Origin of the sequence: Desulfopila sp. IMCC35006 (genome assembly GCF_005116645.1) — a bacterium.
Taxonomy (GTDB): domain Bacteria; phylum Desulfobacterota; class Desulfobulbia; order Desulfobulbales; family Desulfocapsaceae; genus Desulforhopalus_A.
Map to the genome: position 1 here is coordinate 183,599 of NZ_SWCM01000003.1, position 15,654 is coordinate 199,252.

Annotated in this window: 12 protein-coding genes; 5 read left to right on the top strand and 7 right to left on the bottom strand. The window is 49.7% G+C overall.

Annotated elements, in window-relative coordinates; genetic code table 11:
• Position 1 precedes the first annotated feature (1 nt).
• Positions 2-2,449, bottom strand: a complete 2,448-nt coding sequence (lon, locus tag FCL47_RS07050; protein WP_136812780.1) for an endopeptidase La — start codon at positions 2,447-2,449, stop codon at positions 2-4.
• A 499-nt stretch (positions 2,450-2,948) separates the two neighbouring features.
• Between lon and FCL47_RS07055 the strand changes: the two genes are divergently transcribed.
• The 4 genes from FCL47_RS07055 (at position 2,949) to acnA (ending at position 7,909) form a co-directional block, all read left to right on the top strand.
• Positions 2,949-3,614 carry a nitroreductase gene (locus FCL47_RS07055; protein WP_136813045.1) on the top strand — a complete coding sequence of 222 codons (666 nt, stop codon included), beginning with the start codon at positions 2,949-2,951 and terminating at the stop codon, positions 3,612-3,614.
• A gap of 235 nt (positions 3,615-3,849) precedes the next feature.
• A complete protein-coding gene (locus FCL47_RS07060; RefSeq protein ID WP_167496406.1) occupies positions 3,850-4,344 on the top strand; it encodes a ferritin family protein in 495 nt (164 codons plus the stop codon).
• Positions 4,345-4,484: 140 nt separating this feature from the next.
• A complete protein-coding gene (locus FCL47_RS07065) occupies positions 4,485-4,946 on the top strand; it encodes a DUF3124 domain-containing protein (RefSeq protein WP_136812782.1) in 462 nt (153 codons plus the stop codon).
• 212 nt (positions 4,947-5,158) lie between these two features.
• A complete protein-coding gene (acnA, locus tag FCL47_RS07070; protein ID WP_136812783.1) occupies positions 5,159-7,909 on the top strand; it encodes an aconitate hydratase AcnA in 2,751 nt (916 codons plus the stop codon).
• Positions 7,910-8,099: 190 nt separating this feature from the next.
• Here the strand turns inward: acnA and FCL47_RS07075 are convergent, their stop codons facing one another.
• Positions 8,100-8,978, bottom strand: a complete 879-nt coding sequence (locus FCL47_RS07075; RefSeq protein WP_136812784.1) for a hypothetical protein — start codon at positions 8,976-8,978, stop codon at positions 8,100-8,102.
• Between the two features lie 275 nt (positions 8,979-9,253).
• On the opposite strand from FCL47_RS07075, the gene FCL47_RS07080 reads away from it, so the two are divergent.
• On the top strand, positions 9,254-10,138 hold the full coding sequence (locus tag FCL47_RS07080; RefSeq protein ID WP_136812785.1) for a HesA/MoeB/ThiF family protein: 885 nt from the start codon (positions 9,254-9,256) through the stop codon (positions 10,136-10,138).
• A 67-nt stretch (positions 10,139-10,205) separates the two neighbouring features.
• On the opposite strand, the gene FCL47_RS07085 is transcribed toward FCL47_RS07080, so the two are convergent.
• The 5 genes from FCL47_RS07085 to FCL47_RS07105 all read right to left on the bottom strand — a co-directional run bounded on the left by FCL47_RS07085 (position 10,206) and on the right by FCL47_RS07105 (position 15,651).
• Positions 10,206-11,051: an AAA family ATPase gene (locus FCL47_RS07085; RefSeq protein ID WP_136812786.1), complete on the bottom strand. Its 846-nt coding sequence runs from the start codon at positions 11,049-11,051 to the stop codon at positions 10,206-10,208.
• Between the two features lie 211 nt (positions 11,052-11,262).
• Positions 11,263-12,006 carry a hydrogenase gene (locus FCL47_RS07090; RefSeq protein ID WP_136812787.1) on the bottom strand — a complete coding sequence of 248 codons (744 nt, stop codon included), beginning with the start codon at positions 12,004-12,006 and terminating at the stop codon, positions 11,263-11,265.
• A 65-nt stretch (positions 12,007-12,071) separates the two neighbouring features.
• Entirely contained in the window at positions 12,072-13,583 is a 1,512-nt protein-coding gene (locus FCL47_RS07095) for a hydrogenase (protein ID WP_136812788.1), read from the bottom strand.
• Complete coding sequence (locus FCL47_RS07100) at positions 13,576-15,003, bottom strand: proton-conducting transporter membrane subunit (RefSeq protein ID WP_136812789.1); 1,428 nt, start codon at positions 15,001-15,003, stop codon at positions 13,576-13,578. Before FCL47_RS07100 ends, FCL47_RS07095 begins: the two co-directional genes overlap by 8 nt.
• Before the next feature lie 3 nt (positions 15,004-15,006).
• Complete coding sequence (locus tag FCL47_RS07105; protein ID WP_240744171.1) at positions 15,007-15,651, bottom strand: hydrogenase; 645 nt, start codon at positions 15,649-15,651, stop codon at positions 15,007-15,009.
• Positions 15,652-15,654: the final 3 nt, after the last annotated feature.

The following is a 15,654-nucleotide window of genomic DNA, read 5'->3' on the forward strand; positions in this document are numbered from 1 at the left end:
CTCAGCTTCCCTGCTTGAAACAAATCCGTTTGACTTCGTCGAAGGTCGAAACAAAGTAGGGTGTTATCCCTTCCTTGATATGATCGGGCAGCATTTCGAAATCTTCCTCATTGTCCTTTGGCAAAATCACCTCCTGCACTTTCGCCCTCTTTGAAGCGATCATCTTTTCCTTCACCCCGCCAATCGGCATTACCAGCCCGGTGAGCGTCAATTCTCCAGTCATGGCGAGATTCGGGCGGATCGGCTGATTCATGACAATCGAATAAATCGAGCAGGCCATGGTTATCCCAGCTGACGGCCCATCCTTAGGCGTTGCTCCGGCCGGCACGTGCAGATGGATAAGATTATTGTTGAAAAACTCTGTCCCCTCATTATTGCCCCGCATCAGAGAACGGACGTAACTATAGGCAATTTCCGACGATTCAACCATTACCTTGCCAAGCTGACCGGTCTGTTTGAAACCAGGCTGACCGGCAGGAATGGGCACCGATTCTATGTGCAGGGTAGCCCCCCCCATGCTGGTATAGGCAAGTCCGGTAATAACCCCGACCCGGGGCTTTTTGAAGGCCTGATCCTCGGTAAAATATCGTTTTCCGAGCAAATCCCTCAGTTCGTCTTTTTTGATGCGGATATTCTGGTCCGGGTTTTCAATAATCTTGTTGACCGATTTTCGGAGAATTTTCTTGATACAATTCTCCAGACCGCGCACCCCGGCCTCGCGGGCATAGCCATCGATGATTTCTCCCACTACCGCTTTTGACAGGGTGATCTGTTTTCCCGTCAAGCCGTGGGCCTTCAACTGTTTCGGGATCAAATGCCTTCTGGCAATCTCAACTTTCTCCTCGAGGATATAGCCGGGCAACTGAATATTCTCCATCCTGTCCATAAGCGGACCGGGGATCGTGTCCAGCTGGTTAGCGGTACAGATGAAGAAGATTTTTGAAAGATCAAAACGAACATCCAGGTAATGATCAAGAAAATCCTTGTTCTGCTCCGGATCAAGCACTTCGAGTAAAGCCGAGGCGGGGTCTCCATGAAAGCTGGCACCGATTTTATCAATTTCATCGAGCATAATGACCGGATTCGACGTCTTACAGGTTTTAATCGCCTGAATGAATTTACCCGGCATTGCACCAATATAGGTCCGGCGATGCCCTTTGATTTCCGCCTCATCACGCATGCCGCCCAAAGAGAAGCGATAAAATTCCCGACCAAGGCTCTCTGCCACCGATCGCCCTATCGAGGTCTTGCCAACCCCCGGCGGGCCTTGCAGGAGCAGGATTGTCCCGGTCAAATCGCCTTTGATCACACCAACGGAAATGAGCTCCAGAATTCGATTCTTGACATCTTCAAGACCGTAATGATCCCGGTCAAGAACTTTCGCCGCCTTCTTCTGATCGTAGCTGTCCTTGGAATAGACTCCCCAGGGAAGAATGGTCAGCCAATCGAGATAGGTCCGGGTTACATTGAATTCAGGGGAAGAAGCTCCGAGAAGCTTGAGTTTTTCCATTTCCTCGGCAACTTTTTCTCGTGCTTCATCGGAGAGAACAAGTTTTTTCAGGCGTTCCTGATATTTCTCTATCTCTGTCTGGGTATCGTCTTTGGCCAGGCCCAGTTCTTTTTTGATTTCCTGCAACTGCTGCTTGAGAAAAAACTCCCGTTGCTGTTTGGACAGCTGTTCCTCGATCCGCTTGGAAATTTTGGCCTTGAGTTTAGAAATCTCTACCTCGTTTTTTAAAAGGATCAAGACCATTTCAAGACGCTTGCGAACATCGAATGTTTCCAGCACCTTCTGGATTTCGGTGCCTGAGGAAGTAGTCATAGAGGCGGCAAAATCGGCCAGAGAGCCTGGGTCGCTCAAGTTGATCCGCTCGATGAGAAGACTCAACCCCTCTTTAAACAAGGGGTTCATATTGACCAGCTCTTTAATGCAGTCAATAATCGCCACCGAATAGGCCTTGAGTTCTTCGGTATTCTCCTGGATATTCTCATACCAATATTTTACATCGGCGGTAAAAATAGAGTCTGTTTTTAATAAATCCAGGACATCGAAACGCTCCAGGGCCTGCACCAACACCTGAAGAGGTTCACCCGGCTTAAACGGCGACACCTGAATTACCCGGGCGACGGAACCCACTTTGAAGAATTCGTCACCACTTTGTGCTGCATGAGCGAGCCCATCTTCTCTCGGTCTCTGCAGAATAAGCCCAAAATAAAGGGGAGCATTCTGGTTGACATGTTTCATGATGGCATGTTGCAGAATGCCATCATCAACGATGATCGGCCCCATCATCTTAGGAAACATCGGCCGATCATGCAGTGGTATAACCATCAATCTATCCGGCAGTAAATCCTTGGCCACAACCAGGGATTTACCGGATTCTTTTTTCTCGCCATCCTCAGGAGATTCGATTCCATCGGGGGTTAAGACAGTTGTTTCTTCGGCCATTCTTTCTCTCCTATCAACTTTAATCTGAATTACAAAATCTTTCCTGCTGGTAACGGGATGTAGAGCGATACTTTGCAAACAAAATTAACCGGGACGCGTGAAGTACGCCTGGACTCAGTTCAGTCCCCCCTCGAAGGGTGTAAGCGTCTTGGAAGAGCGCCTGAGCTTCTGATTTGAAATTTAGCTCAGCAGTTCCTTTTATCGCCGCCTTCAGGGATTCCGTCACTTAAATAACCATCATGGCAGAAAACCTAACCTTATGCTCATCATTTCATAACCATTACAGATAACCATTACAGATAACCATTTGCATCTAAAAACAAACATTTTTTCCACCGCTACTGGAATTTTTGATTCTGGCTGGAGCAGAAATCGCTATTTCTCCTCCGTGCTGTTGATCTCTTTCTGACACTCCTTATTTTTTTTGGAAGTTGCTCACAAAAGCGACAGGCAAAGACCCTTAAAAACCATGGAATTCAATCTTACCCTTAAAAATACCATGAATATTATTGAAGCCCTCCAAGAGCGGAAATCAGTACGTGCCTTTCTGGATAAGCCTGTTGATCAGGAAAAGATAATCAGAATTTTGCAGGCTGCACGCCATGCCCCATCGGGAACCAATGCCCAGCCCTGGCAGGTTGCAGTTGTCACCGGCAAGAAGAAAGACGAACTGACCGAAGCGATGGTCGCCTCTTTTCGTAAAGATGGCATCGGCACCATGGATTACACCTACTATCCCCTGGAATGGAATGAGCCGTACAAAAAGCGGCGGGTGTCCTGTGGGGCACAGCTCTACGCAGCACTCAATATCGAACGACGGGACAAAGCCCGCAGACTCGAACAGTGGATTGCCAATTACCGGGCTTTTGAGGCGCCGGTGATTCTTTTTTTCTTCCTTGACCCGGTAATGAAAAAGGGTTCTTTTCTCGATTATGGCATGTTTATTCAATCGGTTATGCTGGCAGCTCTCGAAGAAGGACTTGCCACTTGCCCCCAGGCGGCCCTTGGCCAGTACCCGGCCCTGATCAAGCAAGCCCTTGGCTACAGCCCGGAGACGATCCTTATCTGCGGCATGGCTCTTGGGTATGAAGACAAAAAAGCTCCGGCGAATAACTATCGAACCCCGCGAGAGGACGTGGAAAACTTCACCCGGTTCTTTACCTAAAAAAGACTGCTCTGGTTGCCCCCCTGTAAATGGAAAATAAGCCGGGACTCTTTTCAGTACTCGCTTGACGAGTATAGGTGCCCTGGTGGTATATTCTGGTTTTTAATGTTATAGTATATTCCATTTTCTTGTTGGTTAGGTCAGACTTGCAGAACAAAGGCACGAACGCCCTGGTCACTTGCACCAATTACGACCCGCAACAGGCAGAGATTATCCATGAATGCAGGAGGACTCAATGTTCACTCTTGAAGATATTCGCAATATAGCCATCCAGATCGAAAGAAACGGGGAAGAGACATACCGTAACGCCAGCAAGGCCGCCAAAGACCCTCAGGTGGCAGAGATGCTTGCCTGGATGGCAGAGGAGGAAAAGTGCCATGCCGATTGGTTTTCCGGTATTGCGTCAAAGAAACCTCTCACCGCAGAACAGGCGGAGATCGAGCGAATGGGCCGCACCCTGCTTCAGGACATGGTCAAAGGCAATACTTTTCTCCTCAATGAAGATGAGCTTAAGAATGCTAAAAATATTGAAGAAGTAGTGGCCAGATCAAAAGCCTTTGAGTTGGATACCATCTTATTCTACGAATTTCTCATTGAATTTCTCGATGAGCAAGAAACCATAGAGCAACTGCGAAAGATTATTAAAGAAGAACGCCACCACATCTTAAAGCTTGAGCAGCTGGAAGACCAGCAAGACTGCAATTGTCGGGATTCTCTGTCCTGTCGTTGAGACCACTCCCGTCAGTGGATGAGCAAAGGTTTTCTGATGGTGTCCACAAAAAACTATTTCGTCAGTTAATGTATCCTGCAGGCTAATGAGGCGGGATTATTGCGGTTCAAAATCTTCTATTCGTATCTCGGTCAAAAAATATGCGACTTTATTTACTGGTCTTTTTCCTGGTACTGCTTTTCCAGACACCATCTCTTCAGGCCGCAGACCCGTCGCCGCTGACAAAAGGCCAGATGGTGTATGTCCCTGCCTATTCGAACATTTACCATGGCAACAAAGAGGACCCACTGCTCCTGGCGGTTACCCTCAGTATCCGCAATGTCGATCCGAATAATTCACTGACCATTACGGCAGTGAACTATCATGAAACCCAGGGACCTCTCGTCAAAAAATATATCAAAGCCCCCATTATACTCGGGCCGCTCGGCTCGGAGCGTTTTATTGTAGCCCAGAGAGACGACACCGGAGGCTCCGGCGCGAACTTCATCGTTGAATGGCGTGCAGACAAGCCGATTAACCCGCCGATCATAGAATCTGTCATGATCGGTACCCAGTCCCAACTCGGTATCTCGTTTACCTCGAGAGGGCAGGCAATTCAGTAATAGCTGCTGACCGCTCTGACTTCTGGACAGTCAGAGGTTCGTGCCTATTATAGTTGTCACTGCAATTGATGAACTGAAAACAAGTCACATAAACCCATAGAGATGACCAGATAAAGAGTTTGATAAACAGGGAGTGGACTCTCGCTGCTCGCCCTTTCAGTACTTTTTGCAACGTCATCATCCATAATGGCCCCAAATAACGTGAGGAAACCATGATTACTAGTCAGGACTTCGTAAAAAAAGTACAGGTCGATGGCGTTACCTACAGTTTCTTTGACATTCAGCAGCTCGAAAAAAGCGGAATGGGAACAATCGACCGGCTGCCCTACTCCATCCGCATCCTGGTGGAAAATCTGCTTCGAAAACTAGATGGAAAAATTGTTACCGAAAAGGATCTCCGTGCCATAACGGCATGGCAAAAGAGCTATGCTGCACCGGTTGAGATCCCCTACCACCCCGCCCGGGTCCTGATGCAGGATTTCACCGGTGTCCCCGCCGTGGTCGACCTGGCCGCCATGCGGGATGCCGTGAAAAAACTCGGCGGTGACCCGGCTAAAGTCAATCCCCGCGTACCGGTTGAACTGGTTGCCGACCATTCGGTTCAGGTCGATTTTTCCGGGACCAGTCTCAGCCTGACCGGTAATGTTGCAATGGAATATGAACGGAACAGTGAGCGATACTCCCTGCTGAAATGGGCCCAGAAGTGTTTTGACAACTTCCGGGTTGTACCGCCCAACTCCGGTATCTGTCATCAGGTCAACCTGGAGCATCTGGGGCGGGTAACCATCACTGAAAAAATTGACGATACTACGTACGCCTATCCGGATACCGTGGTCGGCCTCGATTCGCATACACCAATGATTAACGGTATTGGCGTCATGGGCTGGGGGGTGGGAGGCATTGAAGCCGAAGCCGTTATGCTCGGGCAACCATATTACATGTCCATCCCGGAAGTAATCGGCGTGCGTCTCACCGGCACAATGCGGGCCGGAATCACAGCGACTGACCTGGTGCTGACCCTGACAGAACTGCTCAGAAAGCACAAAGTGGTGGAAAAATTCGTCGAATATTTTGGCCCCGGCATGCAGAGTCTCTCCGTCCCTGACCGGGCCACAATCTCGAACATGACGCCGGAATATGGTGCAACCCTTGGTTTTTTCCCCATCGACGAGAAAACAATCGAGTATCTTAATTTGACCGGCCGTGACAGAGAGGCGAACATAACCCTGGCGGTCGCCAAAGCCAGTGGGCTTTTCTACAGCGAAACGGCAGACATCGACTACACCAAGGTTATCGACTTTGATCTGGCAACGGTTGAACCCTCTCTCGCCGGCCCTGCACGGCCCCAGGACAGGATACCTCTCTCCGCGATGCGGTCAGCCTTCGCCGACGTCCTCGGCTGCAAATACGAACGTGACAGCAGCCCGGCTGAAGTCTCCACCTTTATTGATGAATCCGGTTGTGAAACACACCGCGACGACTCCTGTCATGCAGCCGGCAAAAGGGATATCGAAATCATTTTCAACGGGAAACCGGTCAAAATCAGTGACGGCAGCGTGGTAATCGCCGCGATCACCTCCTGTACCAACACCTCCAACCCCCATGTACTCATCGGTGCCGGCCTGATGGCCAAAGAAGCCGTCAAGCGGGGAATAAAAGTGCCCGGCTACGTCAAAACCTCTTTTGCGCCCGGCTCAAAAGCCGTCAGCAGATATCTTGGAGAAACCGGATTGATGCCCTATTTTGAAGCCCTGGGTTTTCATATAGCCGCCTTTGGCTGCACCACCTGTATCGGCAACAGCGGACCGTTGAAACCGGCCCTGGAAAAGATCATTAAAGAAAATGACCTGAACGTGGCTGCGGTTCTTTCCGGCAACAGAAATTTCGAGGCGCGTATCCACCAGCAGATCAAATCCAACTTTCTCGCCTCACCGATGCTGGTTCTAGCCTTTGCCCTTGCCGGCAGGGTGGACATTGACTTGACCTCGGAGCCTCTTGCTCTTGATCCCAACGGCCAGCCCGTGTACCTCAAAGACCTCTGGCCGACCAATGAAGCCATAGACTCCCTGGTGAAAAAATACGTCACCCAGGATGCCTTCACCCAGGAGTATGCCCACATCTTTGAGGGCGACGAATTCTGGAAAGGACTCAAGGTGGCGGAAAGCACCACCTATAACTGGGACGACAAATCGACATATATCAAAAACCCGCCCTACTTTGACACGTTCACCGACATTCCCGCTCCACCCGAAAATATTGTCGGGGCACGAACCTTCCTGCTCCTAGGAGACTCCGTGACCACCGATCATATCTCCCCGGCTGGTGCAATTCCAAAGGAATATCCGGCCGGTCGCTACCTTATCGAGCAGGGCATTGAGCCCGCCCACTTCAATTCCTACGGGTCAAGAAGAGGCAATCACGAGGTAATGATGCGGGGCACGTTCGGCAACATACGCATTAAAAACAAAATGGTCGCCCCAAAAGAAGGGGCATTTACCGTTAAGTTGCCGGAAAATATTGAAATGTATAACTACGAGGCGGCCATGAAGTACCTGGAAGAAGGTACGCCTCTCATCGTCCTTGGCGGCAAGGAATATGGAACCGGTTCTTCGCGGGACTGGGCGGCCAAGGGAACCAACCTGCTCGGTATCAAAGCGGTTATTGCCGAGTCCTTTGAACGGATTCATCGCAACAATCTGGTAGGCATGGGGGCCCTGCCCCTCGTCTTCAAGCCGGGCGAAAATATTGGCTCGTTGGGTCTCGATGGGAGTGAAGTGTATTCAATCGAAGGGTTGACTGACATAACGCCGGGAAAAGCATTGAAGGTCACGGTGGAAAAACAGAATGGCGACACATTTTCTTTCGAGGTCATCGCCCGCCTCGATACGGAAGTGGACGTCACCTATTTCCAGCACGGTGGCATTCTACCTTATGTGCTGCGCCAGATGATGAAAGAAAAATAAAACTCTGCTGGCGTATTCCCCCGAATCGGCCAACTTGATTCGGGGGAATTGTACTTGAACAAAAAAGCATCTGCGAGGCATAACTTTTTCTATCATTGCGGCGTGTTCTAGTGTGCCGAAATAATAGTAAAATTACAGCAACGATGCAGATGAAGATTACTATGCCCTCTGGGTAGTTTTTACGACACCATCAGGGGTTGATATCAAAGAGCTTCTTCAACTCAGGCTTACGTTCAATGATAAGCTTCTTTATTTCGGCAACCTTGACGTGGCCCGGGTGCATTTTGATAAAATCATACGCTTTCACATAATTGTCTTCGACCAACACTTCAATCATTTTCGATGCTTGCGGATGGTCGGGTGCCACATCCAGAATGAAAATTATGGCATTGGGGGTTAATTTTTTAATGTCAGATTTTTTGGTGATATTATAAATTCCCTCAAAAATACTGGTCACCTGGGGATGGTCCAGTTTTTCCTGCAGAAGCAGTAAAGCAATATTGGGATCTCGGTCGAACATTGCTTTGATAATTTTTTTTGAATAGACATTGTCCGGATTGGCAGTGACAAAATCGTATGCATTGGTGAGGTTTTTTACAGCCAGGGCAGTGGTCAATTCCTCGGTAAGCGGGTGGTCCGGGATAATCTTCAGCATATGGGCAATAACATCCGATTTCAGTTCCTGGATGAAATCCTTTTCAAGTGCATACATTCCCTTGATGATAGACTGGGTACCAGCATGGCCCGGCATCCGCTCAAGCACCTTTACGGCACTGGCATAGCTCAAGCCCTTCAGCGTCTGCCCGGAGGTGGCGTACATCTGGCCAATGAGTATTTCCGATTGCGGGGTATCCGGATATCTTTCAATAAACTCAAAGGCGCGGTCAAAATCCCAGCCCGTTAATTGACCCGGATTTTTTTTCACGGCTTCGAATTCTTCCATCATCTGCTGCATGGCATCTTTCGGCATCGGCTCCTGGGTCGCCTCGGTTGCAGCCTCCCCGCCGGATATCTTTGACCGAAGCTTTCGAAAAATCCCACCACTTGATTTTGTTTTTTCTGTTCGCATATACTCCACCTACTTCAGAGAGTTACCTTGTCGACAATGCACCGATCCGAGGAGGAAGAAATCTCCCCAGACACACTCGCTTCACAACCAATCAATGTATACTACATACGGAGATGACTTGCAAACCAGCTTTGGTCGGAGATTGCAGATGGTTGCGGTATTTTATTGCACCTTGACAAACAGCCTTTCTCCTCTCAACATGTTATCTAGTGCTTGTCCATTCAGGAAAGCCGGCGGAACCTGTAATTATCTCTCTTACTCTCAGTAAAACGAACATGGCAAATAAAGAACTGAACGACTTATTGCAGGCGCATGCCCGACAGCGGTCTCGCCCAGACGCGTCCCTGTACCAGGCAATTTATTTAGACGATGCATGGGCAGTAGCCGAAAAAACCGGCCTGTCACTGCTGAAAGTAGAATGCGGAGCCCTGGAATCCGGGATAATCCCGGAACGGTACAGCCGTAACCAGAAGTCGCTTGATAACGCAGACCAGCTTCGCCTGCTGCACTCCCATGTGGCGGTTATCGGTCTTGGCGGTTTGGGGGGAACTGTAACTGAAATCCTGGCAAGAATCGGCATTGGCCGACTCACTCTTATTGATGGAGACTGTTTTGAGGAGAGCAACTTAAACAGACAACTGCTGAGCAGCACCGCCGCTATCGGTCAATCAAAGGCGGAAGCGGCTCAGCGTAGAGTGCAGCAGATCAATCCTGCCGTCGAAGTTCGCATGGTTCCTGAATTTTTCCGGGCAGATAATGCACAGGCCCTGCTCGATGATGCGCAGCTGGCGATCGACTGTCTTGACAATATTCCCGACCGTTTCGTTTTGGAGCAGGCGTGCCGGAATGCGTCCATTCCGCTGATCTCAGCGGCTATCGGCGGGAGCAGCGGTCGAGCAACAGTCATTTTCCCAGGCGATCCTGGACTCAAAGCACTCTATGGACCGCCTGAAAAAGCGCCGAAAAAAGGCATCGAAGCAACCGCAGGGACCCTGCCATTCGCTGCGGTGTATATGGCGGCGGTGGAATGTGCCGAGGCAACCACCATACTGCTCGGCAAGCCGTCCGAACTCAAGAATAAACTGTTTTTGGCTGAAATAGCCGACCATGTCACAGAACTCTTCAACGCGCCTGGTCCCGCTGAAGAGTCCGTCGATTAAACTCGCTCCTCAGGCTTAAGCCCCGGACACCGTTGTTTAGCGATGGGGTTTGCAGAAGAGCAATGTATTATTTAATGTCCAGATTGTAAAAGGGCTGAATATGATCTTTTTTCGGCTGAACGGGTTTAGCAAACACCACGTCTTTCAGGCCGTATGTCTCAACGAGCTTGGCGGCTGTTTTTCTGCGCAACTCCGCGTCGTGTTTCAGGCCACCGTGAAGATTGGCAAGGGTGACAACCCTCTCCTCGTCAATGTCAACCGTCGCCAGGGGAGAGTAGTTAACAATCTTGGCATGAATATTGGCAAGTAAAGCTTGCTTCTGCAGCAATTTTGCCGACTCCGGCGTCGCATCGAATCGTCCCTTTTCCACCAGCCCGGCCAGAACTTCGACAACATCCGCAACCGTCAGGGTATCGATATGCAGCACCATATCATACAGACTGCAATTCAAGGTATCTTTGCCATAAAGAAATAGACTCCATTTCTGCCGTTCGGCATCATCTTTCTTCAACAGATACCGTGCCTCTTCAGGCGAACAGTCTTCCCGCTTCATCTCCTCTATAACCCGGTCTTCCATATTGGCGATGATCCTCGCCTTGAGCACATGAGATATTTCCTGCAGGAAAAAATGGCCGGCCAGTCCATGATAAACCACATTATCCTTCACCATATGATTGAGAAAAGCAGCACGAAAATAACTCATATACCGCTCTTTTCCATGGCTGAAGCGTTCAAGGACCGAAGGTGCATCGTGGAGTGCTTTTACCAGCTTGATTTCAGGAATGGAGAATTCTTCACAGGTTTCAAGAAGGATATCTCTGGAAACGCAGGAATATCCAAGACGTTGCGCCAGAGCTTCAGCTACTTCCTTGCCTCGACTATAGGATCCTCTAGATATAGTTATGATTGCCACATTAAACTCCCTAACATGTATAAATTGGTAGATGATACACAGACTGACAAACAATTCCAGCAGTATGTCTCACGGGAAATTATAAAGAATACTGCAGAAAGAAGCATCAACCTCTATAAAGACTTTACAAAAATGAGCGCGCCGTGAAGTCCCTCGTCACAAGAATACGTTGTACACTTTTTTGACAGAAGTAAACACAACGTTTGCGATTTTATTTAAAATAATTCAGCAAGGCATGCAAGGTTGTCAGAGGATGGGGAGGACATCCCGGGATATAGAGATCGACGGGGATAATGCTGTTCAAATCACCAACAATCTCACTGCTGCCGTAAAAGGGTCCGCCGGATATAGAGCAGCAGCCGCTGGCGATGACCACCTTGGGAGACGGAACTGCGGCATAGGTGGTGATAAGGGCCGCTTGCATATTTTTTGAAATGGGGCCGGTGACGTGAATTCCATCTGCATGTCGCGGCGACGCGACAAAATCAATACCAAATCTGGCCAGATCGAAAAAGGGCGTGCCGAGAACATTGGTGTCCGCCTCGCAGGCATTACAGCCGCCAGCCGAGACCTGACGCAACTGGAGGGATCTGCCGAAGAGCTTGCGAAAATGTTTTTTGGCGTGATCCGCGAGTGCCGGCAATGAACCATCACAGAGCAAGGCTTCACGCGAGGCAGTCCCCATGCCAAAATCCTGACTGAATTTGACAAAGGCACCATCCGACACATTTTCACACCGGCCGCAGAAAGTACACCTCCCCAGATCAATTTTTTTTTCGTCAACAAGAATAGCATCTTGCGGACAAATCGCCGCGCAGGAACGGACAATCGATGGATCGCAGTCAGTGTTTATCTGCGGCAGGCCTCTAAATCGCTTGTAGAGAGAAATCGGTTCTTTAGGGTATTTACTTGTCTTGCACCCCTGTTCGAGCCTGTTCTTGATAACTTTTAACATAATTTTTTACCCTGGGTTCTTTCTGATAAAGGCTTTTCGTGCGCTCTTTTAAAATTACGACGCCATCACAGGTCAAAGCCGCAGTAGGAGAGATTAAAACTCTTATTACAGAGAGGAAAGTCGGATATTTCCTGATTCCTCAGCGACATTGCCAGCCCCGTCCAGTTATGAAAGGACGGATCCTTCACCTTATACCGCGCAATTTTGCCACTCGCATCGGTCATAAGACAATGGGACAACTCCCCCCGCCATCCCTCGTTTACCGTCACCACAAAAGCATCAGGCTGCAGGGATATTTCCTGCATGAGTGTTTTGGAACTGGCCTCTCCTGATTTGTTCAAAAGTGTTTTGATCAGATGGATCGAATGCATAATTTCTTCGCGACGCACGGTGGCCCGACTGTACACATCCCCCTTGGTCATTTCGTTTCGATTAGCGGGCAGTAATCCATAGACTTCAGTCGGAAAGGTTACCCGCGCATCATAATCAATTCCCGATGCCCGTCCACTGTAACCGACGAGACCAAGGTCCTCGGCCATCTGCTTTGCAACAGTACCGGTATGCTCGAATCGCGCCTGAACGGTCTGGGAAGTAAAGAGCAGGTCGCAGACATGCCGGATCTCCGGCTCCAATTCTTTCAGTTTATCTTCGATTATTTTAACCTGCTCCGGATTCATGAGTTTGGATACGCCACCCGGCAGAACCAGACTTTTGCCAAACCGGTTGCCGCACAAGACCTGCAGAAGATTGAGGAATTCCCCGCGGATTCTGCCGAAATAAGCCGCCGGCGGATTAAAAGCGACATCGCCGCTCAAAGCACCAAGATCACCGATATGGTTGGCGATTCGTTCCAGCTCAAGAGCGATCGCGCGGACAACCCTGGCACCGGGATCGACGGAAAGACCAGCCAGGGATTCCAGGGCCTGGCAGCAGCAGAGGTTATGGCCGACACTGGTATCACCGGCTATCCCCTCACAAATTATCGGCAGCCGTTTCATGGCGACTTCAGTCAACAGATTTTCCACCCCACGATGCTGATACCCCAACTGGATTTCAAGGGAAAAAACTTCTTCTCCGGCGCACTGAAAGCGAAAATGACCGGGTTCGATGATTCCGGCATGAACCGGACCAACCGCAACCTCATGGACGGCCTCCCCCTCAACCTGAAAATAGGGGTACTTGCCCGGAATATCTTCTGCGTAGTCATTGCCGAAGACATCAGGCACCCCGCGATAATTGGCATGATAACGGACCATCTTCAGCCAGGGGTGATTGACCGGGGTAATGCCGAACTGTTCGGCAATTTCCCGTTCAAACATATGAAATTTTTCGCTGCAGGTCGCGGTAAACGAGGGAAATTCCTCTCCAACTTCCGTAGACACCACATAGAGATGGCTGTTGCGGACAACGGCCAGCAACCGGTTGCCGCCATCTTCGACAAAAGCAAAAAACTGGACAATAAAGCCATCTTTTCTGACAAAATCACTGAGTAATTTGGCAAAACGATCAAAGGGAACAAGCGGTATATCGGAACGTTTAACCGATTCGCCGTTTTCTATCTGCAGGAGGTTACCCATGAATTACGCCTCCAACTATTTTGATGGTATTGATAATGGTATTGAACATCGCACCAGGCATCCAGACGCACAGGACAACCGAGGCAGATAACAGTATATAGGGTGGGACGACCCGCAGGAGCTTCTCCCGGCCAAACGTCGGCTGCTCCTCTGTGCTAAAGGACATATCGGTGACTATCTGCGCCGCTCCGGCCAGCACCAGCAGCAGACTGAACATAAAAAGCACAGCGCCGAACCAATGCCCGGTCTGAAAGGCACCGATAAGAATAAACAACTCACTGAGGAAGATGCCAAAAGGCGGTAACCCGGAAATCCCCACGAAACCGGCAAAAAAAGACAAAAACGTCTTCGGGAAATATTTGATCAGGCCGCCGATACGATCAACTAACTTGGTATTAAACCCGAGCAGGATATTGCCGGCGGAAAGAAAAAGCGACGATTTAATGAGAGAATGATGGATCATATGCAGTATCGCTCCGTAGAGCGCAAAACCCCCTATTCCCACACCAAAGGCAATAACTCCCATATTCTCAATGCTCGAATAGGCCAGCATCCGCTTATAATCCGGTTGTTTTAGTATGAATATCCCGGCGACAAACATCGACAGCAGACCAAAACCAATCAGGATGTTGCCGGAAAACTCTCCGAGACCCGCCAGATACATAAGCGTGTGTACTTTATAGACCCCGAGAAAAGCACAGTTGAGCAGGGCCCCGGATAACAGGGCGGAGGCCGGACTCGGCGCCTGACTGTGGGCATCAGGCAGCCAGGTATGCATGGGGGCAAGGCCCATTTTGGTGCCAAAACCTATCACCACGAAGATGAATCCCACCTTCAGCCACATAGGATCCAGCTGCATTGCCACCTGGTTTAACGAAGTAAAACTCAGCGATATATCAACCTCGGCAATATCTATCGACAGGGTGATAAAGAAACAGCCGAGCAAAGCCAGGGCAATCCCCACAGAGCAGACCAGGACATATTTCCAGGTGGCCTCGAGCGCCTCTTTCGATCGGTGCATAAAGATAAGCGGTGCGCTGACCAGCGTGGTCGCCTCGATGGCTATCCACAGGACGATAGGATGGTCGGCCAGGGTCACCATGCTCATGGTACCGAGAAAAAGCAGCATACAGCCTGGAAAGACCTGTTCATTGCTCACCTCCGTCTCCTGCATGTAGCTTATCGCGTAAATGGAGATACAGAAAAAGATAAACGAGGTTACCAGAAGCACCAGCATCCCTTCAGGTGTCTGCGCGAAAAATCTCTCGGCATACACCGGCAGCTTGCCAAGCCAGGCCATGACGGTCAGTTGCAGGTGCAGTATTGCCGCAACGATCAACACTCCCCGCCCGAGGTACGCGGGGATAACCAATGTCACCAGACCGGTCAACATCGGCAGCAAAAAAATGAGTTCTAACATTCTTCAGTCCTTTAATCGATTGAGAAGATCGGTATCTATATCATCGAAAGCATGATTGATATTGTGCAGAATAATCCCCATGACCATAACCCCGACGAGCAGATCGAGCAGTACCCCGAATTCGACCACATAAACGGTGTGGGAATGCTTGGTCAAAGCCGTTCCAATCAAATAGATCCCGTTTTCCAGCATCAGGTAGCCGATAACCTGGGTAATGGCCTTTCTTCGACTCATCATCAGAAAGAAACCGGCCGAAATGGTGGTAATGGCGGTCATCAGCAGCAGTTCGTGTCCGCTGGGCATGGACAGATGCAGTTTATCAGTAATGAACACCGACAATAAGATGATGATCAGACCGGCAAAAAGTGAGGCGTGGTAGCCGACGATCGGTTCTATCTCTCTGCGGATCGAAATACGTTTGAGGGCGATATAGAGCAGGCCCGGGATTAGCACGCCTTTAATCAGGATCATGACCTGAAAAAAAATCAGCCCTCCACTGCCCATGCTGCTGTGATGCTCAAGCAGCAAAGGAAGAAGGGACACCATAACCCCCTGCACCGCCATAATCTTCACCAGGGTGCCGAGACTGTTGGATGCCAGCGACAGAAGCACGGACAGCAGGATGACCACAAGAAGTATGTCATTCATATT